A 20,764-nucleotide genomic window follows, 5' to 3' on the forward strand; every position below is an offset into this window, starting at 1 on the left:
CCGGGTGAGCAGGTCAGCAGGGCAGGACAACGGTGACCACCGTAGGCCCTCCGGGCGGGCTGTCGACGTCCAGCGATCCGTCGACCGTACGGACCCTGGCCAGCAGCCCGGCCAGCCCGCTCCCTCCCGCCGCTCCGGTTCCGGATCCGGTTCTTGCGCGGGCTCCCCCGCGCCCGTCGTCGGAGACCGTCACCCGCAGCAACCCGCCCTCGCGGCGTACGTCCACGGCGACTCGGCTCGCGCCGCTGTGCTTGACCGCGTTGGCGAGGAGCTCGGCCGCGCAGAAGTACGCGATGCTCTCGATCGCCGGGGACGGCCGCTCGCCGATGTCCGCCGTGACGGTCGCCGGCAGTGCGCTTCCCGCGGCGAGCGTCGCGAGGGCGCTGTCGAGGCCCTGGTCGAGTACGGGCGGGTGGATGCCGCGGACGAGGACGCGCAGGTCGGCGACGGCCTGTTTGGCGTTGTCGCGCGCCGTGTCCACGACCCGCAGCACTTCGGCACGGTCGGCGCCTGCCGCCACCAGCTCCCGGATCATCGTGAGGTGCATGCCGAGTCCGACCAGCCGGGCCTGGGTGCCGTCGTGCAGGTCGCGTTCGATCCGCCGGAGGGTCGCGGCCGCGTCGTCCACGGCCTGCGCCCGGGTCTCCTCAAGGGTGCGGATACGGTCCTGGGCGCGGCTCGGGCCGAGCAGTCCGCGCAGCAGCGTGCGGTGCGGGACGAGGGCGGCGCGCAGCAACCAGGGTGCGCAGAGCAGCAGTTGCAGCCCGAAGGCCGTCACCAGGACCAGCAGAGGACCGGAGCCCGCCTCGATCCCGGCGACGGAGATGCTGACGTGCCGGACGGTGCCGCCGGGCTCGTGGACGGTGGTGCTGTTCCAGTGGCGGGTGAGGGGGAGGGTGAGGAACAACAGGCCGTAGACGTATGCGACGAGCGCGGTCGCGAAGGCGAGCAGGGCCGTCGCGGGCGCCGCGACGAGCGCCCCGACCGCCCGCCAGCAGGCCGGGTCGCCGAGCACGGCGCGCCGCCAGCCGAACAGGCCCGGCTGCGTACGCGGTACGGGCGGCTCGACGCGCTCGCCCAACAGGCCGCGGACGAGGCCGCGGTGAGCCGCCGCGAGCCCGAGGGCGCCGCGCAGGGCCGCCGCTATCAGCCAGGGCCCGAGCGGAGTCACCGACAGCGCGCCCCCGACCAGCAGCCCGGCCGGGACCAGTACGGCCCCGGCCAGCGCGAACGGCAGCGCGATGACCGCGTACAGCAGCGCGGCCAGGCTGCGCGGAGTGAACGGGGCCGTGAGCAGGGCCTGGACGCGTCGCATGGTCCGCCGAGGATCCCAGATCAGGTTCCGAGGAGCCGGCGGGTGGCACGGTCCTGCAGTGCCGTGAGCCCGCGTATCAACGCCAGGGCGAGGATCTGGTGGGCGAGGGCCACGCAGGAGTGAATGAACCACGCGCCCACCAGGGTCGGGCCGCCCCAGGAGGAGTTGAACCGGTCGTCGGGTGTGAAGGGGTGGCCGAGGGCGAACGAGGCGTCCGGGCGCAGGAAGTAGAGATATCCGGCGTAGATCCCCCAGAGGGACAGGGCGACCGCGACGAAGGACACCAGGGCGGGCAGCCCGACGACGACGCTGTGAGCGATGACCCGCGCCGCGCCGGGCTCCCGCGCCGCGCCGGACTCTCGCTCGGGTCCCCGCCCGGCGCCCGGCCCGGGGCCGAAGCGGCTGATCACCCCCCGCTGCGCGCGGGCCGCCACCCCGCCCGCGCCGACCAGCGCCATGGGGACGGCGGCCACGGCGAGCGGCAGCCCCGCCGCGCCGCGGACCGTCATCCTCCGGACCCAGGCCCACGGTCCGGAGCGGAAGTCGGTGGACTCACGGGCTGGTCCTGCGTCGCGGCGCGGGCGCGAGGTGAGGGTGGTGCCGGCCATGCGTGCCTCCTGGCGCATCAGCGATCCCGCCCCGCGGGATCTCGTACGTCCAGGCTCCCGGCTGCGCCGGCGCGGATCGATGGGGGCAGTACGGAACCTCGGGGTTCGGTTTACCCCACCCCCCTGGCCACGGCCGACCGCCCCTGCCGCCCCCGGATCCCGGCCGCAGCCGGTCGCAGCCGGCCTCTCCAGTCGCCCCGGTCACCCATACGTCACTTGGTGAGCTCCAGCGTCGGTACGTCCGGCGCGTCGATGCCGAAGGTCCGGGCGTAGAGGGAGAGTTCGGCCTCCAGCGCCCGGATCATCGTCTCCGCTCTGCGGAACCCGTGGCCCTCCCCCTCGAAGGTGACGTACGCGTGCGGGACGCCGCGCCCGGCCATCTCCGCGACGAACCGCTCGCACTGCGAGGGCGGGCAGATCACGTCGTCCAGCCCCTGAAGGAGCAGGAAGGACGCCGTGATCCGGTCGGCGTGACGCAGCGGCGAGCGGTGGCGGTAGCGGCCCGGCACTTCGGACGGCGAGCCGATCAGGCTCTCGAGATAGCGCGACTCGAAGTCGTGCGTGCCGTCTTCCGCGGCCCAGCTCAGCGGATCCAGGACGGGGTAGATGACCGTGCCGCAGGCGTAGACATCCGTGGTGGCGAGGGAGGCCGCCGCCGTCCAGCCGCCCGCGCTGGCGCCGCGGATGGCCAGCCGCGCGGGGTCCGCCGTGCCTTCCTCGGCCAGCACCCCGGCGACGGCCGCGCAGTCCTCGACGTCCACCACACCCCACTGCTCGCGCAGCCGGTTGCGGTACTCCCGCCCGTATCCCGTCGAGCCGCCGTAGTTGACCTCCGCCACGCCGATGCCGCGAGAGGTGAAGTAGGCGATCTCCAGGTCGAGTACGAGCGGTGCGTGGTCCGTCGGGCCGCCGTGTGCCCACACCACGTACGGCGGGAGCTCGCCCGCCGGGGCGGTGTGGTCCGGGCTGTGCGGAGGGTAGATGTGGGCGTGGACCTTCCGGCCGCCTGGACCGCTGAAGGTCCGTATATGCGGCTCGGGGTAGTACGCCGGGTCGACCGGATGGACGTGCTCCGCGCCGATCACGCGGGTGCGGCCCGCGGCGGTGTCGAGCTCCACCACCTCGTACCCGCTCCGGGGGCTGGCGGCGACCCCGACGACCCGGGAGCCCTGCACGGCCAGGCTCGGCGCCCATGCCGTCCACGGCCCCGCCGCGTCGGTGAGTTCACCGGTCTCGGGGTCGAGGACGCCCAGCGCCGTGGTGCCGCGGCCGTGCACGACGGCGATCAGGCCGGTGGGCAGCGGGGCGAACCAGCGGGAGCCGATCCGCCACAGCGGTCCGCCGAACTCCTCGGCCCGCGGGCACAGGGCGGTGGCCCGCCCGCCCTCGAGGGGGATGCGGTAGAGGTTCCACCAGCCGCTGCGGTCGCTCGCGACGAGCAGTTCGCCGTCGGGCGTCCACTCGGCCTGGGCGATGGACTCGACGGCGCCGCCGACGACCGGGCGGACGCGCGTGAGCCTGCCGTCCTGCGTGACATCCGCGAGGTTCACCACCGTCCCGTCCCACGGCATCCCGGGGTGGTCCCAGGCGATCCAGGCCGCCCGCCGCCCGTCCGGGGACAGCTTCGGTCCTGTGACGAAACGGTTCCGTTCGTCGGTCAGCTCACGGACTGCGGTGCGGTCCTCCGCCGCCGACCCGTCGAGCGGGACGGCCACGATGACCCGGCGTACGTCGGTGGGCGTCTCGCCGGTGAACTCCTCCAGCACGCACCACACTTCGCCCCGCTCGAGGTCGATCCGCGGATCGGCCCAGCGCAGCCCGCCGCCGAGCGCCGAGAGGGGTGTGAGCGGCCGCGGCTCCGCAGCACCGTGCGCGCCCGGCCCGGCGCCCGGCCCGGCATCCGCCCCGGCGCCCGGCCAGGCGTCCGGCTCGAACACGTACAGCCGCTGGTCGGCGAAGTTCACGAAGACGGCGATCGGGCCGCCCTCCGCCCGGGGCACCGCGGCCCACGGCTGCCCGCCGTACTCGATGACCCTGCTGCGGACGTTCCAGGGCGCGGGCAGCAGCGACTGCTCGGTGCCGTCGGCGCGACGCCGGACCAGCGCTCTCCGTCCGCCCTCGGAGGGCCTCGGCCCGGTCCACCACACCTCCTCCCCGACCGCACCCACGAACTCCGGCCTCCCGTCGTGGGAGGCGGCCAGGGCCGCGCCGATCGGCGACTTCCAGGCGCCGTACGGGGCCGTGGACACCATTCGTCATGCCTCCTGCGATGTGCTGCTGTTCAGTGCGATGTGCCGCTGTTCTTGAGGAAGTGGTCGAGCACCCGGACGCCGAAGTGGAGTGCCTCGACCGGGACCCGCTCGTCGACCCCGTGGAAGAGCGCTCCGTAATCGAACCCCTCGGGGAGCTTCAGCGGCGAGAAGCCGTAGCCGGTGATGCCGAGCCGGGAGAACTGCTTGGCGTCCGTGCCGCCCGCTATGCAGTACGGCACGGCCTTGCTCCCGGGGTCGAACAGCTCGACGGCATCGCGCATGGCCCGGTACGCGGGCGAGTCGACGGGCGCCTGCAGCGGTACCTCCCTGTGGTGGAACTCCCAGTCCACGTCCGGCCCCGTGAGCCGGTCGAGCGTCGCCCGGAACTCCTCCTCGCCGCCCGGGAGGATGCGGCCGTCGACGAAGGCCGTAGCGCTGCCGGGGATCACGTTCACCTTGTAACCGGCGTCCAGCATCGTCGGGTTCGCGCTGTTGCGCACGGTGGGCTCGACGAGCTTGCCCGCAGGCCCCAGCCCCGCGATCAGCGCGTCGACCTCGCGCGCCAGGTCGCCGGGGCCGGCTGCGGACAGGTCCGCCTCGATGCCGTGCAGCTCGGCGAGTTCGGCCAGCGCGGCCCGTACGGTCGGGGTGAGCCGGACCGGCCACTCGTGCTCGCCGATCCGGGCGACCGCGGCGGCCAGCCTGCTCACCGCGTTGGCACGGTTGACCTTGGACCCGTGGCCCGCTCTGCCGTGCGCCGTCAGCTTGAGCCAGCCCGTGCCCCGCTCGCCGGCCCCGATCGGGTAGAGCCGCAGGCCGGAGGCGTGGACGGTGAAGGCCCCGGACTCGCTGATCCCTTCCGTGCAGCCCTCGAACAGCTCCCGGTGGCTGTCGGCGAGAAAGCCGGAGCCGTACGCCGCGCTGTCCTCCTCGTCGGCGGTGAAGGCCAGCACAATGTCGCGGCGCGGCCGACAGCGTTCATTTCTCTTGGCGGAGCGCGCCCAGGCCCGGACGACCGCCAGGATCATCGCGTCCATGTTCTTCATGTCGATCGCGCCGCGGCCCCACACGACGCCGTCCCGGACCTCTCCCGAGAAGGGGTGCACGCTCCAGTCCGCGGGTTCGGCGGGCACGACGTCCAGGTGACCGTGGACCAGCAGCGCGTCCTCACCCGGGTCCGTGCCCTCGATCCGCGCCACCACGTTCGTACGCCCGGGGGCGCGCTCGAGCAGCACCGGCTTCAGGCCCGCCTCGGCGAGCCGCTCCGCCACGTACTCGGCGGCGGGCCGCTCGGTGCAGTCGCCGCCGCCGCGGTTGGTCGTGTCGATCCTGATCAGCTCGGAGGTGAACCGCACCGCCTCGTCCAGGGCCTGGGCGTCGATCGCACTGCCCGGCAGCTCAGCCATACTGCTCCTCCACGGCGGACGAGACGACGGTCGTGACGGCCTTGAAGCAGCGGATGCCGTCGTACATGGTGTCCGAGCTGTACGCGACCCGGCGCTCGCCGCTGCTGACGACGCCTGGCACCACGGTGGCGGCCCCCGCCAGATGCTCGGCGTCGAACTCCACTTCCACCGTGAACGGCCCGTCCTCCACGGGCGCGCGCCGCACCGCGAGCACCGCCGCCTCCTTGGCGGCCGCCCGGATGTCCGCCGCCGTACGGGCCGGGGGGCGGCACACGGCGGCATACCGCGACACGTAGTCCTTCACGGCCACGGAGCGCGCCTCCGGTGCGTACCCCTGCGCGTCCTCGCAGGTGCGGTCGTCGCCGGTCACCAGCACCACCGGCACCCCGAACTCGGCCACCACCAGGGAGTTCAGCAGGCCCTCGCTCGCCCGCGCGCCGTTCACCCACACGCCGGTGATGGAGTTCGCGAGATAGGTGTGCGCCAGCACGCCCTCCGTGCCCGCGCCGGTGTGATAGCCGAGGAACGCGATGCCGTCGACGTCGCCATGCTGGACGCCCTCGACCATGCTGAGCGTCTTGTGCCGGCCGGTGAGCATCTGCGCGCGCTCGTCGAGCCGTTCGAGCAGCAGATTGCGCATGGTCCAGTGCGCCTCGTTGACCAGCACCTCGTCCGCACCGCCGTCGAAGAACCCGCCGATCGCCGCGTTCACATCGGACGTGAACATATGGCGGCAGCGCTGCCACTGCTCGCTGCCCGGGAGCACGTCGGCGGGCCACGTGACGCCCGTCGCGCCCTCCATGTCCGCACTGATGAGGATCTTCAAAAAGATCTCCCTTTTCCCCTGGTCAGACCCACCTTCCTGAGGCCTGATCTCAGTCGCCGACATCAGTTTCGTCGCAATCCAGCAGATCTCCAACGACATTCGGCGCTTCCTGCTGCGCCTTGATCGCTGCCCAGACATGGACCGCGGAACTCGTGTCGATGTGGGTGTGTGACCCACCCTGGCACAGGGGCCCGTCACCACCCGTGTCTTCCCGGGAACCGCTCGTGCGGGATGGCTGCCGAAGCAGGTGTCCGATCAGGACGGCGTCACCGTTGAAGCGCGCGCTCCATACCGGGGCCGGCGACGCCGGCGAGCTCTGCCAGGGCCGCGCGGGCCCGGCTCTGCCACTCAAGGTCGCCGAGGTTGGTGAACTCGTCCAGGGCATCGCGCAGACAGCCTGCGGCAGCGGGCTCGCCCAAGTGCTGCCGGGCCATGCCTTCGTGGAATGCCACCAGGGCCGCGACCCACCGATAGCCCTGAGCCGTAGGGATTCCCTTGCGCGCGCGTACCTGGGCGTCGACGGCCTCGGGCCAGCGTTGCTGTGCCGCGAGCGCCCGCCCCATGAGGTGGTTCGTATACGCCTGGAGCAGTGTCGACTGTTCCGCCGTGACCCGCCCCAGTATCTCCGTGAGCCCAAGCATCTCCTGGAACATGTTCATGGCCTCGTCATAACGTTCCATGGCGCACAAGGTCTGCCCGACCTGGGATCGCGAGGTGTAGTTCCCCATCGGCTCGTCCAGGCCGCTGAACAACGCCACGCCCTGCACGGCACACTCCAGTCCCTCTTCCGGGCGGTCGAGCATCTTCAGGCACATGGCGATGTACGTAAGCGCCCAGGCCTCCTCGGCCACGTTTCCGATTCGGCGGGCAAGCGCCAGGGCCTGTTGGTGCGTCGCCAGACTGGCCTCAGCAGCCCCCTCGGGGATCAGCTGGGCCCAGCCGAGGAAGTTCAGCAGGACAGCCTCGTCGTCCGCGTGGCCGAGCGCCCGGGCCGAGGCGGCACCGGAAGCGAACAGTTCCGCCCAGGGAACGCCCCGCGGGACCCGGTCGGAGTACCAGTGCATCGCGCGGGCGAACCGCACCAGTTCCAGGTGGAGCCCCAACTCGGCAGCCGACCGGGCGGCAGCGAGCCAGTGCTCCCGCTCACGCTCCAGCCAGACGTACGCGGCTGCGGACGATTCCATCCGGACCAGGACCAGGCCGCGGTCACTCCCGCCATCCTGCGGTGCCCCGGCCCCGGCGGACCCGGACGGGGGGTCTGCCGCCGGCAGGACCACGTCTTGTTCGGCGCCGGCCGCCGTCGCCATGATCAGTAGCCAGCGTGTCATCCGCTCCTCGATGCCGCGCACGTCGTCGGGGGACTCCTCGGCTTCGAGCCGTTCCCTGGCGAACAGCCGGAGCAGGTCGTGCAACCGGTATCGACCGGCCTGGCCGCCCACGTGGAGCAGACTGCTGTCGGTGAGCTCTTCGAAAGCGGTCTCGGCTTCCGCCTTGGGTATGCCCGTCACCACGGAGCCGAGCTGGACGCCGAATTCGGTGCCGGCGATCAGCGAGAGCCTGCGGAAGACCTGGCGGACCTCGGGGGCGAGTTGACGGTAGGCGAGGTGGAAGGCTGCCCGGATCTCGAGATCCCCCGCGGCCAGAACATTGAGTCTGTCCTCCTCGTCGGCAAGGCGCCCGGCCATATGGTGCAGGCTCCATCGTGGACGGACAGCCAGCCGGTTGCCGATGATGCGCAGGGCAAGGGGGAGGTGCCCGCACCGGTCGACGATCGCTAAGGCCGCTTCCGGCTCGGCGCTCACCCGCTCCTCGCCGACGATGCGGCTCAGCAGCTGCAGCCCCCCACCCTGCGGCAGCTGGTCGAGACTCACATGGCGCGCGTCCGTCAGTCCGACGAGGATCCGGCGGCTGGTCACGAGCACCGCCGCCGTCGGGTCGACAGGCAGCAAGGGGCGGATCTGCGGCTCGTCGGCCGCGTTGTCGAGCACGAGCAGGACGCGCTTGCCGCGCACCAGGGCACGCAGCAGCGCGGAGCGCTCTTCCACGGTCGAAGGCAGCCGGGACACCGGCACGCCGAGTGCCCGCAGTAACCACTCCAGCGCCTGGGCAGGCTCGACGGGTGTCGCGTGGCCTCGGAGTTCGAGAAAAAGAACGGCGCCGGGGAAGGTCTCGCGCAGTCGTTTTGCTGCTTCCACCGCAAGAGTGGTCTTGCCGATGCCCGGCTGCCCGGAGATGGCGAGAACGCGCGGACCTCGGCGCGCCTCGTCCGGCCCTCCGGCGCTGCTGCCGGCCTCGGCCACGTAGCGGACCGCGTCGGCCAGCTCGTCCTCACGACCGCAGAAGCCCTCCGTCGTTGCCGGCAACTGGCAGAGGTCGTACGGGATTCCGGGCTCCTGCGCCCCTGACGGCGAGCCGGTCGCAGTCCCGGCTTCCTCCTCACCTTTCGCTGTGGTCCCCTCCGCCGGCAGTGCAGGCGCGCCTGATGCGTCGGCCGGGCCCGCCGCTGCATCCAGCTGGTCCATGGGATCGTGCGGTGCATCGAGCGCCGGATCTCCATCCAGCAGCCGGGCATGCAGATCCCGGAGTGCCGAACCGGGTTCAATGCCCAGCTCGTCCACCAGCGTGCGCCGGGCCCTCTGGTAGACCTCGAGCGCCTCCGCCTGCCGACCGCACCGGTACAGCGCGAGCATCAGCGATTCATGCAGCCCTTCCCGCAGCGGGTGCTCACGCGCAAGCGCTGCCAGCTCGGCCACGACCTCGCGGTGGAGTCCCAGCTGCAGATCCACCGTCAGGCGGAGCTCCAGCACACCGAGCCGGCGCTCTTCCAACCGGGAACGCTCGGTCTCGGCGAGCGGACCGGGGATCCCGGCCAGCGGCGACCCCTGCCAGAGGTCGAGAGCAGCGTGCAGCAGCGAGCGGCAGTGCGGGAGGTCACCGGCGGTCCTCTGCTGCGCGGCTTCGGCCACCAGCTGCTCGAACCCGCCGAGATCCAGGGCGTCCTGCCCGATGTTCAGCGCGTAACTGCCGGCCACCGGGATCATGATGGACGAGTCACCACCTGAAGCGCTGTCCAGGTCCAGCACCTTGCGCAGTCGCGAGACATAGCTGCGTATCACCGATACCGCACCTGACGGCGAGTCGCTGCCCCACAGCGCGTCGACCAGCTCGCCGACCGTCATCGGACGTCCCCGGCGCAGCAGCAAGGCTGCCAGCACCCCCCGCTGCTGGGGAGGGCCGAGGGTCAGCTCTTTCTCCTCTCGCCATGCTCTGACCGGCCCCAGAACGCTGTACCGCACAGTTCCTGTCTGTGATCCGTCCACGCGTTCGACGATAGGGACGGCGCTGTGCGCTTCTTCGATTCAGCCGAGTGACGGGAGGAAACCGTTATTTACGGGAACGGCACCGCAGTTGCGTGGAGAGGGACTCCGGTGCGGCCTTCGTCCGCCGTTACGGGGAACCCGAGTGACTGGCGACAACCTCGCGGTCCCCCTGACGTACCGGGCTGCGGACGCCACGTTCCTCCAGGGCCAGTCGCAGGGCTCGCATGCCGTAGTAGAGGCGGGACTTCACCGTGCCGATGGGTATGCCGAGTCTGCGCGCGGCCGCCGGCGCCGTCCTGCCGGCGAAGTACGTCTCGTAGATCACTTCCCGGTGCATGGGCGACAGCGCCTGCAGCGCGTCGTCCACCACCAGTGAGGTGAGCAGCGAGTCCAGGGAGTCGGACTCGCTGTCGTGCAGGACGTCCATCCAGGCGCCCCCGTACACCTCCTGAGGGCGGGCCACTCGCTTGCGGTACCCGTCGATGACCAGGTTGCGCGCCACCGTGAACAGCCACGCGCGGGTCAGGCTGCCGGGGTCGTCCTGGTCGTGCTTGAACCAATAGCGCAGCAGCGTCTCCTGAACGATGTCCTCGGCCTTGTCCCTGTCGCCGCCGAGAAGGCGCACCACGTAGTTGTGCAGCGCGTCCCTGTGCTCGTCGTACAGCCTCCGGACCGCTTGTTCCCGGGGGCTGTCCGTTCCGAGGGATCCCATGATGCTCCGGCGCAAGGTCTGCTCCTTTGGTCGTCCGGCCACAAGGACCGGAGGAGGACTCCTGGGCCGAACAAGACGTGAGCGGCCCGACATCTGGGGAGTCTGTCGAGCGGTGTTGCACGTCCCGTTGACGGATGATTGGGATCCGGATATACGGCCGGCAAGGCGGCCGGCGTACCTCACGGGGCTGCGGCCTTCAGCGCCGTGTCTGCGGTGGTGAGGCGATTCAGGCGGCGCTCCACACGGTCCAGGAGTTTCACGTCCGCGGCGCTCAGCCACCCCTGGGCCGCGAGCCGGGTCCGCAGGGTGACCAGCTCCCGGCCGTGTGCGATCGCGGCAGGGGTGTCGCGGAGCAGCCGCCAGGCGGACGCGGCTCGTATGACGTCCTCCCTGGCGAGGGGGTCGCCCTGCCGGTGGCGGAGCCCGGCGAGTTCGAGGGAGATGGCCGCGGACCGCCGGTGGTGGCCGCGCAGGAAGGCTATGTAGGCCGCCAGTTCGTGGCACTCCAGGGTGTACGGGTGCTCTGCCCCGTGCCAGCGCACGATGCTCTCGGTCAGATGCGAGACCAGTTCCTCGGCACGCTCCAGCTCTCCGGCGGCCACGGCGGCGTTGACCCGCGCCACGGACTCTGCCAGTTCACGCGGGATCAGTACGGCGGGGAGCGCGTCCTCGCGGCCCCGGCCGTCCCCACCGCCTGGCGGGGGCACGTCCGCGGAGTCGGGAGCGGGCTCAGGAGCGAAGTCGGGAGCGGAGCCGGGAACGGAGTGAGGAGCGGAGTCGGGAACGGAGTCGGGAACGGAGTGAGGAGCGAAGTCGGGAACGGAGCCGGGAACGGAGTGAGGAGCGGAGTCGGGAACGGAGCCGGGAGCGGGCTCGGCGCCCTGCTCCAGGAGCCGGCTGGAGCCGTCGGGCGCGACCTCGATGCGTACCGTGTAGCCCGCCGCTTCGTCGAGGATCACCGCTTCGACGGGGTTCTCCCGGCCTCTCGCGTATCCCTGCAACAGGTTGAGTATCGCGACGTTGACCGTCTCCTCCTCCATCACCGGGACGCTCACGCCGTTGACGGTGGCCGAGCCGTCACGGGAGATGACCACGTCGAAGCGGGTGACTCCCACCTCGAAGGGGGACGGCGGCTCCGGTGCGGCGTCGGCGGCGTACCGCTCCTGGCCGGGACGTACAGGTCTCCTCAGCATGGGGTTGCCCCTCCTCATCGGGTCTGCGGTTCTGCGGCGGTTACGGGGTCAGCGGATCTACGTTGACGTGGGGGTGGGCCCGACGGTGGGATCCAGCGTGCCGCCGATCGCCTCGTACCGGGCGAACTGCGCCCTGACGCCGGAGACGTAGCCCTGGGCCTCGGTGTTGCCCTCGATGCCATGGCCTGCGCGTACCGCCTCCAGCCCCACTTCGTAGGCGGCGAGCGTCAGATCCAGCACATCTCCCTTGGCCTCACCCGCGTCGATCATTCCTTGGACATCCTCGGCCAGCTGGCACAGGTACTCCCCTTGGGCCTCGATCGAATCCTCGGGTTTGAACGGGTCACCGTCATCCCCGAATTCATCGAACTTCTCGGGCGGGAGCTGCGAGATGCCTTCCTCGCCGTCCGGGCCGACCAAGTCCTTGTTGAAACCGGACTCGTGCATGATCTGCGAGGCGATCACCACCGGGCCGATCGCGTCGCAGGCGCTCCCGGCGTCCTCGATGGGCTCGAGCAGGTCCTCGGGCACGGTGTCCGGACTCAACTCGCCCTTGCCGTCGCCTTCGTACGCCGCTTGGGCCTGCTCTCCGTAATCCTGGTTGGCCGCGTCCGAGCCTCCGCCGCCTCCGAACAGGAGGATCAGGGCGATGACCGGGGCGAGCAGGACGCCGAATCCCCCGATGATGATCACGATGACCACGCCACCGCCCAAGATGAGGGGGGACGCCATGCATCCGAGAGCCCCCGCCGTCACAGCGGTGTTCCTGACTGCCTTGGACGTCTCTCCTTCGCCCTCGCTCATGAGCACATCACTCCCTGATCTCCCCGCCTGAAGCGGGACTTCGGACGTTGAACCCTTTTGGGCCGAGCCCCCGTTGTGGCCCTCTGACGGATCGCATCGAGCCCGCAGACCGAGACGGGAAGCGTTACGAATCAGTTCAATCCGGTCCGTCGGCAGCAAAGATCACGAAAGGGGGGTGGAGCCGCATGAGCGTTCCCGCAGCGGCGCCCGCGGGCCCGCAGTCATGGGTTCGCGGGCCGACCACGGGACAGCCCGCCGGGAGGCAGGGCGCGATGACCGCCCGGTCCGGAGGACCTTCTGCGCAGGTCGAGCACCGTGGGCTCGCGGTCAGTTGGGTCAACGCACACGGCGGCGCCGGAGCGAGCACACTCACCACCATGCTCGGCGGGGCGGACCTCGGACGCCGCTGGCCCGACCCGGCTCTCGGCGAACCCGGTCGGACGCTCCTGGTGGGGCGTACGCACTCCGAGGGCCTACGGGCAGTGGGCCGGGCCCTGGATTCCTTTCGCAGGCGGCAGCACCCGCCGGGGGTGGAGCTCCTGGGAGTGGTGCTCGTCGCCGACGCCCCGGGGCGCCTGCCGCTCAAACTCGGCCAGCGGGTCCGTGTGCTCCGCTCCGTGGTCGAGATCCACAGGATCCCGTGGATCCCGTCCCTGCGGCTCGGAAAGCGGATGGAGAAACCGCCGAAGCAGGTGCTGGCACTTGCCGAACTGCTCGGGGTGTCCGAGTACCTCAACAAAGCACGATGACCGTGAAGTGGACAGCGAATGCTCCATCAAGCTTTTGACCCGGGCAGCGTCGAGGGCGACCCAGCGGAATATCTTCTCGGCATTCTCGCCTGGTGCGTCTCGGCCGCAGGTGTCGGCGGCGTGATCATCGTCGGTACCCAGATGGCGATCCAACTCCGCCGTGGGGAAATGGGCGAGGGCGCTACGTACTTCAGGGGCCTGGTCATCATCCTGGGCGCTTGTGTCCTCGCCGCGACAGCGGGCCCGATTGTCAGGTTTCTCGGCCCACTCGGTATCTGAAGACCTCTCACCTTCACTTAGCAGCAGCATCGACAGCAGGAGAACACTCATGAACAAGGCCAGTCTCTACCAGTTCCTGGCACAGGTTCCCGACCCGCAGAAAAAGGCTCCGCCGGAGCTCAAGACCAAGGTGGATGTCGTCCTCGGAATCGCGGCGTGGGCAGGTACAGCGGCCGGTGTCGCGGGCGTTCTGATCACCGGCACGATGATGGCCATATCCCTGAAGCGCGGTGAGAGCTCGGAGCACATGAGCCGCCTCGGCATGGTGCTGGGCGGCTGTGTTCTCGTCGCTACCGCCGGGCCGCTGGTCAAGTTCGTCTTCACGTAAGCCGGTTCGGGGATGAAAAGCATGTTCCTACGCGAGCAGGAGCACGACCCAGGAGCCCCGCCGTTCTGGCAGCAGCGCGGCTGGGTGCTCTCGGCCGCGTTCCTCGCGATTGTCGTGGTCGCGTCGCTCCTGGCCTTCCTGGTCGGTGACAACGATGCTTCCGGCCAGACGGACGCTCAGGCCAAGACCGGACCGTTCACCTCGGCCGGCCAGGAAGGCGCCGGGAAGCAGCCGGGCGGCCGGCCTCACGGCTGCCGCACCGACGACAGCGACGACGCGGAGCCGACATCCACGCCAGGGGACGTACGGTGGGAGACGCTCGGTGCCGCGAAGGTGCCGGCGTCGCAGTCGGCCGGGCCGTTGCGGAAGGACGGCCCGGTGCGGTGGTGCTTCGCCCGTACCCCCCTGGGGGCGGTCATCGCGGCGCACACCATCCCCGTGCAGATGAGCGGGGACGACTGGCGCACGATCACGGAGCAGCAGGTCGTCCCGGGGATGCCCCGCGATATTTTCGCGACCCGGCGGGCCACCCTGCCGGACTCGTCTGCGGAATCCGGCACCTCGGGATCCTTCGCCGGATTCTCCGTCGCGTCGTATTCCCCGGATTCCGCCGAGGTGCGGCTCCTGATCAAAGGTCCGCAGGGCGGATTCATGCAGACGACGGTGTCGATGCGGTGGACCGACGGCGACTGGAAGGTCGAGCCCGGATCTGACGGGTCCCTGTATTCATCCGTGACCTCCGTGACAGCGACCGGCGGCTTCATCATGTGGAGAGTGTGATATGTGCGAAGGCAATCCACTCAAGGCCTTTTTGGTGGGTTTCTTCTCGTTCCTGGGCGATCCCATCGGCACCATCGTGGACGCCATCGCCAAGGCCGTCCTCGCCGCCGCGATGGGCGTACTCGGGGCCTTGATCACCAAAATCCCCACACTGGGGACGAGCGGAACGGAGCAGAAGGTCAACGACCAGACCCAGTGGATCGTTGTCTACCTCGCCGTCGGCTCGCTCATCTTCGCGTCCATCCGGATGGCGATGGACCGCCGTGGTGATGCAGGGGTGACCGCAGTGAAGGGACTGCTGCGCGTCATTGCGGTCTCCGGTGCCGCGACGACGGTCGTCGTAGCCGCCGCCAAATTGGCCGACGGTTACGCCGATCACCTCTTCGCGAAGGGTGTGCTGACACAGGTGCAGGAGATCGGCTGCAAGGACGCCGACAGCGACACGTTGACGCCGTTCCTGCTCATGGTCCTCGCCTTCCTGCTGCTGCTCTCCGCCATCATCCACACGATCCTGCTCTACATCCGGCTCGGGGTCATGATCCTTCTGCTGGGCACGCTGCCGCTCGCCGCCGCCGCCTCCATGACGGACTGGGGCGCCGGATGGTGGCGCAAGCACATCGGCTGGATGATCGCCTGGCTGCTCTACAAGCCCGCCGTCGGCCTGATCCTGTACGCCGGCTCGGCGATGATCGAGAACAGTGGGAAACACGGACACACCGAAATCCACGAACGGATCGCCGGCATAGGCGTGATGGTCCTGTCGGCCGTCGCGCTTCCCGCGCTGCTGAAGCTCGTGGTGCCCGCCACCGCGGCGCTCGGCGGCGACCAGGCCCATCAGCAGGGCATGGCGGCCCTCGGCGGTGCGGTCGCATCCGGGGCGAAGTCGGTCGGTGGCTCCGCCCTCTCGGGCGGCGGCTCCGGCGGCGCCTCCGGACGCGGCGGATCCGCCGGTCCCAAGGGCGCCTCAGGGGCGGCCGGCGGCAGCGGCGGTCAGGGATCCGAGGGCGGAGGAGGCCGGGACGCGCCGCCTACCGGCGCCCAGCCGGCCCGGGGTCCCGGAGCCGCCGCCGGCGGCGGCCGGGCCGGAGCGGCAGGCGGAGCCGGAGCGTCAGGAGCCGCGGCCGCGGCAGGACCGGCCGGTGCCGCGCTGGCTGCGGCAGCCGAGGTCGCAAAGGCGGTCGGGAAGACCGCCTCGGGTGCAGTCGACGGCGCCGATGGCAACGCGGGCCACAACCAGTAGGCCAGTCGACCGACCCACACGATCCGTAGAAGAAAGGCGATGACCACCATGTCTTCCGAAGCCGTGAGCCACCCCACGTACGGGAACTGGCGCCGGCCCAGACGCGCGGGCCTCGGACCACTCGGTCTGGTCGGTACGTTCGGCGTGTTCGGCGGGCTCATCCTCACTCTGCTGGCGTCGCTGGTCTCGCTGATCGCCGCCGCGGTCGTGCTCGTCCCCGTGGTCCTGTTCGTGACCCCGCTGGCGGTGCGGACCCAGGACGGGCGCAACGTGTACCAGTTGCTCGCGCTGCGCATCGGATGGTTCCGCCGCAAAGCAAAGGGCTCGCACACCTACGTCTCCGGGCCGCTGTCACGGCGGGCCGACGGGAGGTTCCGCCCACCGGGCCTGCTCAGCCGGGTGACCATGATCGAGGGCAGGGACCCGTACGACCGGCCGTTCGGCGTGCTGCACCACAAGGGCCGCAACCTGTACACCATCGTGCTGGGCTGCGAACCCGACGGCGGATCGCTGGTCGACCCCGACCAACTGGACATCTGGGTGGCCTCGTGGGGCGAGTGGCTGTCCCGCCTGTCGCACGAGCCCGGGCTGCGCGGCGCCAGCGTCAGCATCGAGACCGCCCCCGATACCGGGACCCGGCTGGCCCATGAGGTCCTGCCGCGCATCCAGCCCGACGCTCCACCCGCCGCACGCGCCGTGATGGAGGAGGTGGTGGAGCGCTATCCGTCCGCGTCTTCCGAGATGCACACGTACATCGCGCTCACCTACGGCTCCCCGGGGGGCCAGAAGCGCAAGCGGGACGAGCTGCTGGCCGACCTGGCGATCCGCATTCCCGGCCTGCTCACGGGACTGGTCGGGGCAGGAGGCGGATCCGCCGCTCCGCTGTCGGCGGAGCGCATCGCCGAGATCGTACGGGTGGCCTACGACCCGGCGGTCGCCGCGGAGGTCCTCGACGCGCAGGCCCAGCACGGCGGCACCGGCCTCGAGTGGGAGGACGCAGGGCCCGCGGCGGCCGTCGAGACGGTCAACGCCTACCAGCACGACTCGGGCATCTCCCGGACCTGGCTGCTGACCCTCGCGCCGCGCGGCACGGTACGGTCCAACGTGCTGCGCGGCATGCTGGAGGCCTCACCCGGCACCCGCCGCAAGCGGGTCGCCCTGCTCTACCGGCCCATCGACCCGGGGACCTCGGCACGCATCGTCGAAGCCGACCGCCGGAGCGCCCAGTTCATGGCCACCTCCGGGCGCGGCATGGTGCAGGCACGCGCCGCCTCGGAGATGGCCGCGGCCGAGCAGACCGCGGCGGAGGAGGCGGCCGGGGCCGGCCTGGTGGAGTTCTCCCTGATGCTCACGGTCACGGTCGACTCCGTCGACGAACTGGCGGACGCCACCGTGACCGTGCGCAACCTCCAGGCCGCGGCGCGGATGTCGCTGCGCCCGGCCGACCGTATGCAGGCGGCGGCCTTCACGTGCTCGCTCCCCGTCGGGGTCCTCCCGTGGGAGTACATGCTGGTCCCGCACGAGCTGCAGGAGGCGCTGTGAGCCCGGGCAAGAAGAGCGCCAAGTCCACGTCCAAGTCCAAGCCCAAGGCGCAGCCCAGGGAGCGGATGGCGCCGATACGAGGGTATCCGGGGCCCGGTGGCGGGCAGGTCGGCAGCATGGACCCGCCCACCATGTGGCGGGCGACGACCGTGCAGGCATGCGGGCTGTGGCCGTTCGCGGCCGGCTCCGGCGCGCCGATGACCGGCGTGCCGCTGGGACAGCACATCTTCACCGGGGCCACCGTGTGCGGCGACCCGCTCTCGTGGTTCACCCGTGCCCGGTACATCTCCAACCCGTCGCTGTTCATGCTCGGCATGCCGGGCCTGGGCAAGTCCACCCTGGTCAACCGGATGCTCATCGGCCTGTCCGCCACCGGAGTCGTTCCGCTGGTCCTCGGCGACCTCAAGCCGGACTACGCGGACACGGTGCGCGCGCTGGGCGGCCAGGTGATCCCCGTCGGGCGCGGTGTCGGCGGCATCAACGTGCTCGACCCCGGCGCGATGGGCGCGGCCGCCGCCCGGATCGGCGGGGAGGCGGGCCAGGTGCTGATGGCCGAGACGCACGGCCGGGTGCTCAACATGGTGGCCGCGCTGATCACCATCGTCCGCGGCCGCCCCATGGACGACCACGAGCAGTCCGTGCTGTCCGCGGCGCTCCACCACCTGCGCGAGCGCACCGCGCCGGGCCGGGCACCCCTGCTGCCCGACCTGCTGGCCGTCCTGAGCGAAGGTCCCGACCGGGTCCGCGCCGTGACCCTGGACCGGGGGGAGGACACCCGCTACCGGGATGCCGTCGATCCCCTGCACCGCTCGCTGCTGGGCATCCTCGACGGGCCGCTCGGCGGCACGTTCGCCTCGGAGACCTCGACCCGGATCGATCCCGGCGCACCCGCGGTGTGCATCGACATCTCCCGGATCGGGGAGGCGGACACCCAACTGACCGCCGCGGCGATGCTGGCGGCGTGGTCCGACGGCCTCGGCACGGTCGCGGCGTCGCACGCCCTGGCCGACGCCGGGCTGACGCCCCGGCGCTGGTTCTTCACCGTGCTGGACGAGTTGTGGCGACCGCTGCGCTCGGCCTCGGGCATCGTCGACCGGATCGACGCGCTCACCCGCCTCAACCGCTCGCTCGGCCTCGGCGACGCCAAGATCACGCACACCCTGAAGGACGCGGAGGCCCTGGGCACCGACGCGGACCGGGCCAAGGCGCGGGGTTTCGTCGAACGCGCGGGCATGGTCGTCTGCGCGGGGCTGCCGCGGGCCGAGATGGAGGAACTGGGCCGCGTCGTGGGCCTGTCCCAGCGGGAGATCGAACTCGTCTCCTCCTGGTCCTCGCCACCGGGCTGGGGAGCGGGCGGAGAGCACGAGGAACCGCCCGGCCGGGGCCGCTTCCTCATCAAGGTCGGCGGCCGGCCCGGTATCCCGATCAAGGTCGCCATCACCGACACCGAGCGCGACCTGCACAACACCAACACCCGCTGGACCCCGAACGAGCAGGTGCCCGAGCCGGAGCCGGAGAGCAGGTGGTCCGCATGAGCGCGCCGGGTGGAGCCACGGCACGGATGTACGGAAGTGACCTGGCGCCGTGGGCGATCGTGGCCGTGGCGGCGGTGGCCATGGTGGTGTTCGGCGGTGTCTGGTTCGGCGGAACGCTCGGCGCCGCGCTGTCCGGCGCGGGCTGGCACCCGCCGCCGTTCACCTTGAGCACGTTCGGTTCCCTGGGCACGAAGGGTCCGGGCACACTGTGGCCGGGGGCGTCGCCCGCCGCCGTGTTCGCCGGCATCGCGGGGGTGTTCGGCGCGTTCGCCGCACTGGCCGTCGTGCTCCTGCGAAGGGTGCGGAAACACCTCTCCCGGCCCAAGGGGCTCGCCGGACGGCGCGAGATGGCCGCCCTCGCCCCCAAGGGCATCGCGGCACGGGCCCGCGAACTGCGGCCCTCGCTCAAGGGCATGGACCATCTGGACCCCGACGAGACCGGCAACCTCCTCGGCGACCTCGAACCGGGCGGGCCCGAGCTGCGCTCCTCGTACGAGGACGTGGAACTCGACCTGATGGCCCCCCGTGCGGGCAAGTCCACGGGCATCGCGATCCCCCGGGTCTTGCGGGCGCGCGGCGCGGTCCTGCTGACTTCCAACAAGTCGGACGTCTACGCGGTGACCCGGGCCGAGCGCGAAAAGGCCGGCACGGTTTGGACGTTCGACCCGCAGGGCATCGCGCACACGCCCCGCGCGATGTGGTGGGACATGCTCGCCGAGTGCGTCACGATCGAGGGCGCCCGCAGGCTCGCCGGGCACTTCGTGGCGTCGGTCAACGACGACTCGTCCCAGAAGGACTTCTGGATCTCGGCCGCGCAGAACACCCTGACGGCCCTGTTCCACGCCGCCGCACGCGGAAAGGCGTCGGTCGTCGACCTCCTGGCCTGGCTCGCCGACCCCGCGGACCGTACGCCGATCGACCTGCTGCGCGACGCCGGTATGACAGCGCTGGCCGAGCAGTTGCAGGGAACGGTGCGCGGCGCCGTCGAGACCCGCGACGGCATCTACGAGACCGCGCGGCAGTGCGTGGCCTGCCTGCTGGATCCGCAGATCGTCGCCTGGGTGACCCGCGATCCCCACCTGCCGCAGTTCAAGCCGCACGAGCACGTGCTCGGACGGGACACGCTGTACCTGCTGTCCAAGGACGGCGGCGGCTCGGCGGCGGGCGTCATCGCCGGTATCGCGGACGCGACGATGCGCGCGGGGGTGGTCGCGGCCGAGCGCATGGGAGGCCGGCTCGACCCGCCGATGACGGCGGTCCTCGACGAGGCGGCCAACGTCTGCCGCATCTCCGATCTGCCCGACCTTTACAGCCACTTCGGCTCCCGGGGCATCAACGTCGTCACTCTGCTGCAGAGCTACCGTCAGGGCAGCCGAGTGTGGGGCGAGGCGGGTATGGACGCGCTGTGGAGCGCGGCGACGATCAAACTGCTGGGCGCGGGCCTCGACGACGCGGACTTCGTGGAGAAGATCTCCAAGCTGGTCGGCCAGCACGACGTCAAGACACCGAGCACCTCCAAGAGCAAGGACGGGACGTCCCGGTCCATCTCCTATCGCCAGGACCAGGTGCTGCCGCCGGACAAGATCCGTGCTCTCCCCAAGGGCACCGCCCTGCTGCTCGCCACGGGTGTACGGCCTGCCCTCATCAAGCTCCGGCCCTGGTACAAGGAGCCGAACGCGGGCCCGATCTCCGCGGCGGCCAAGGCCGAGGTGGCGGCGATCACGGAGCGGGCGGCGAAGGCATGGGAGTGGGCATCGACGGAGCGGACCGGTGGCCCCAGTGGCCCGACGGGGGGCGGGGTTTACACCGAAGCGGTGGACTGGGTGGAGCAGAACGCCAGGTCCCACCGCTGATCGACGGCGCGAGGGAGAGGGG

The 20,764-nt window shown here is 71.1% G+C and carries 17 protein-coding genes; 8 read left to right on the top strand and 9 right to left on the bottom strand.

Annotated features, from left to right (window positions below; genetic code table 11):
• Positions 1-13 precede the first annotated feature (13 nt).
• The 9 genes from ACTWQC_RS19475 to ACTWQC_RS19515 all read right to left on the bottom strand — a co-directional run bounded on the left by ACTWQC_RS19475 (position 14) and on the right by ACTWQC_RS19515 (position 12,436).
• A complete protein-coding gene (locus ACTWQC_RS19475; protein WP_443317000.1) occupies positions 14-1,315 on the bottom strand; it encodes a sensor histidine kinase in 1,302 nt (433 codons plus the stop codon).
• A gap of 20 nt (positions 1,316-1,335) precedes the next feature.
• Positions 1,336-1,923, bottom strand: coding sequence for a hypothetical protein (locus tag ACTWQC_RS19480; protein ID WP_443317001.1), 588 nt, complete (start codon positions 1,921-1,923; stop codon positions 1,336-1,338).
• 212 nt (positions 1,924-2,135) lie between these two features.
• Positions 2,136-4,175, bottom strand: coding sequence for a dipeptidyl-peptidase 5 (locus tag ACTWQC_RS19485; protein WP_443317002.1), 2,040 nt, complete (start codon positions 4,173-4,175; stop codon positions 2,136-2,138).
• Between the two features lie 29 nt (positions 4,176-4,204).
• Entirely contained in the window at positions 4,205-5,581 is a 1,377-nt protein-coding gene (locus tag ACTWQC_RS19490) for a M20/M25/M40 family metallo-hydrolase (RefSeq protein ID WP_443317003.1), read from the bottom strand.
• Entirely contained in the window at positions 5,574-6,407 is an 834-nt protein-coding gene (locus tag ACTWQC_RS19495) for a M55 family metallopeptidase (RefSeq protein ID WP_443317004.1), read from the bottom strand. Before ACTWQC_RS19495 ends, ACTWQC_RS19490 begins: the two co-directional genes overlap by 8 nt.
• A 266-nt stretch (positions 6,408-6,673) precedes the next feature.
• Positions 6,674-9,727 (bottom strand): AfsR/SARP family transcriptional regulator, encoded by a 3,054-nt coding sequence (locus ACTWQC_RS19500; protein WP_443317005.1) that lies wholly within the window; start codon positions 9,725-9,727, stop codon positions 6,674-6,676.
• A gap of 127 nt (positions 9,728-9,854) precedes the next feature.
• Complete coding sequence (locus ACTWQC_RS19505; protein WP_443317006.1) at positions 9,855-10,454, bottom strand: sigma-70 family RNA polymerase sigma factor; 600 nt, start codon at positions 10,452-10,454, stop codon at positions 9,855-9,857.
• 164 nt (positions 10,455-10,618) lie between these two features.
• Positions 10,619-11,632 carry a hypothetical protein gene (locus ACTWQC_RS19510; protein ID WP_443317007.1) on the bottom strand — a complete coding sequence of 338 codons (1,014 nt, stop codon included), beginning with the start codon at positions 11,630-11,632 and terminating at the stop codon, positions 10,619-10,621.
• 57 nt (positions 11,633-11,689) lie between these two features.
• On the bottom strand, positions 11,690-12,436 hold the full coding sequence (locus tag ACTWQC_RS19515) for a lytic transglycosylase domain-containing protein (protein ID WP_443317008.1): 747 nt from the start codon (positions 12,434-12,436) through the stop codon (positions 11,690-11,692).
• A gap of 185 nt (positions 12,437-12,621) precedes the next feature.
• Between ACTWQC_RS19515 and ACTWQC_RS19520 the strand changes: the two genes are divergently transcribed.
• The 8 genes from ACTWQC_RS19520 (at position 12,622) to ACTWQC_RS19555 (ending at position 20,742) form a co-directional block, all read left to right on the top strand.
• Entirely contained in the window at positions 12,622-13,185 is a 564-nt protein-coding gene (locus ACTWQC_RS19520; RefSeq protein ID WP_443317009.1) for a DUF6668 family protein, read from the top strand.
• Positions 13,186-13,203: 18 nt separating this feature from the next.
• Entirely contained in the window at positions 13,204-13,464 is a 261-nt protein-coding gene (locus ACTWQC_RS19525) for a hypothetical protein (RefSeq protein WP_443317010.1), read from the top strand.
• A gap of 49 nt (positions 13,465-13,513) precedes the next feature.
• The gene (locus tag ACTWQC_RS19530; protein WP_443317011.1) at positions 13,514-13,792 is read left to right on the top strand and encodes a hypothetical protein; all 279 of its coding nucleotides are present in this window, start codon (positions 13,514-13,516) and stop codon (positions 13,790-13,792) included.
• Between the two features lie 21 nt (positions 13,793-13,813).
• Positions 13,814-14,572, top strand: coding sequence for a hypothetical protein (locus ACTWQC_RS19535; protein WP_443317012.1), 759 nt, complete (start codon positions 13,814-13,816; stop codon positions 14,570-14,572).
• A 1-nt stretch (position 14,573) separates the two neighbouring features.
• The gene (locus ACTWQC_RS19540) at positions 14,574-15,812 is read left to right on the top strand and encodes a hypothetical protein (RefSeq protein WP_443317013.1); all 1,239 of its coding nucleotides are present in this window, start codon (positions 14,574-14,576) and stop codon (positions 15,810-15,812) included.
• Positions 15,813-15,860: 48 nt separating this feature from the next.
• Entirely contained in the window at positions 15,861-17,354 is a 1,494-nt protein-coding gene (locus ACTWQC_RS19545; RefSeq protein ID WP_443317127.1) for an SCO6880 family protein, read from the top strand.
• A gap of 65 nt (positions 17,355-17,419) precedes the next feature.
• Positions 17,420-18,889, top strand: a complete 1,470-nt coding sequence (locus ACTWQC_RS19550) for an ATP/GTP-binding protein (protein ID WP_443317128.1) — start codon at positions 17,420-17,422, stop codon at positions 18,887-18,889.
• Positions 18,886-20,742: a type IV secretory system conjugative DNA transfer family protein gene (locus ACTWQC_RS19555; protein ID WP_443317014.1), complete on the top strand. Its 1,857-nt coding sequence runs from the start codon at positions 18,886-18,888 to the stop codon at positions 20,740-20,742. Before ACTWQC_RS19550 ends, ACTWQC_RS19555 begins: the two co-directional genes overlap by 4 nt.
• Positions 20,743-20,764 lie beyond the last annotated feature (22 nt).

It is taken from the genome of Streptomyces sp. 8N616 (assembly GCF_052246385.1).
Lineage (GTDB): Bacteria > Actinomycetota > Actinomycetes > Streptomycetales > Streptomycetaceae > Streptomyces.

Excerpts from the sequence above, each read along its gene's own strand:
- ACTWQC_RS19475 (WP_443317000.1), bottom strand. The coding sequence starts at position 1,315 with ATGCGACGCGTCCAGGCCCTGCTCACGGCCCCGTTCACTCCGCGCAGC.
- ACTWQC_RS19480 (WP_443317001.1), bottom strand. The coding sequence starts at position 1,923 with ATGGCCGGCACCACCCTCACCTCGCGCCCGCGCCGCGACGCAGGACCA.
- ACTWQC_RS19485 (WP_443317002.1), bottom strand. The coding sequence starts at position 4,175 with ATGGTGTCCACGGCCCCGTACGGCGCCTGGAAGTCGCCGATCGGCGCG.
- ACTWQC_RS19490 (WP_443317003.1), bottom strand. The coding sequence starts at position 5,581 with ATGGCTGAGCTGCCGGGCAGTGCGATCGACGCCCAGGCCCTGGACGAG.
- ACTWQC_RS19510 (WP_443317007.1), bottom strand. The coding sequence starts at position 11,632 with ATGCTGAGGAGACCTGTACGTCCCGGCCAGGAGCGGTACGCCGCCGAC.
- ACTWQC_RS19515 (WP_443317008.1), bottom strand. The coding sequence starts at position 12,436 with ATGAGCGAGGGCGAAGGAGAGACGTCCAAGGCAGTCAGGAACACCGCT.
- ACTWQC_RS19520 (WP_443317009.1), top strand. The coding sequence starts at position 12,622 with ATGAGCGTTCCCGCAGCGGCGCCCGCGGGCCCGCAGTCATGGGTTCGC.
- ACTWQC_RS19525 (WP_443317010.1), top strand. The coding sequence starts at position 13,204 with ATGCTCCATCAAGCTTTTGACCCGGGCAGCGTCGAGGGCGACCCAGCG.
- ACTWQC_RS19530 (WP_443317011.1), top strand. The coding sequence starts at position 13,514 with ATGAACAAGGCCAGTCTCTACCAGTTCCTGGCACAGGTTCCCGACCCG.
- ACTWQC_RS19535 (WP_443317012.1), top strand. The coding sequence starts at position 13,814 with ATGTTCCTACGCGAGCAGGAGCACGACCCAGGAGCCCCGCCGTTCTGG.
- ACTWQC_RS19540 (WP_443317013.1), top strand. The coding sequence starts at position 14,574 with ATGTGCGAAGGCAATCCACTCAAGGCCTTTTTGGTGGGTTTCTTCTCG.
- ACTWQC_RS19545 (WP_443317127.1), top strand. The coding sequence starts at position 15,861 with ATGTCTTCCGAAGCCGTGAGCCACCCCACGTACGGGAACTGGCGCCGG.
- ACTWQC_RS19550 (WP_443317128.1), top strand. The coding sequence starts at position 17,420 with ATGGCGCCGATACGAGGGTATCCGGGGCCCGGTGGCGGGCAGGTCGGC.
- ACTWQC_RS19555 (WP_443317014.1), top strand. The coding sequence starts at position 18,886 with ATGAGCGCGCCGGGTGGAGCCACGGCACGGATGTACGGAAGTGACCTG.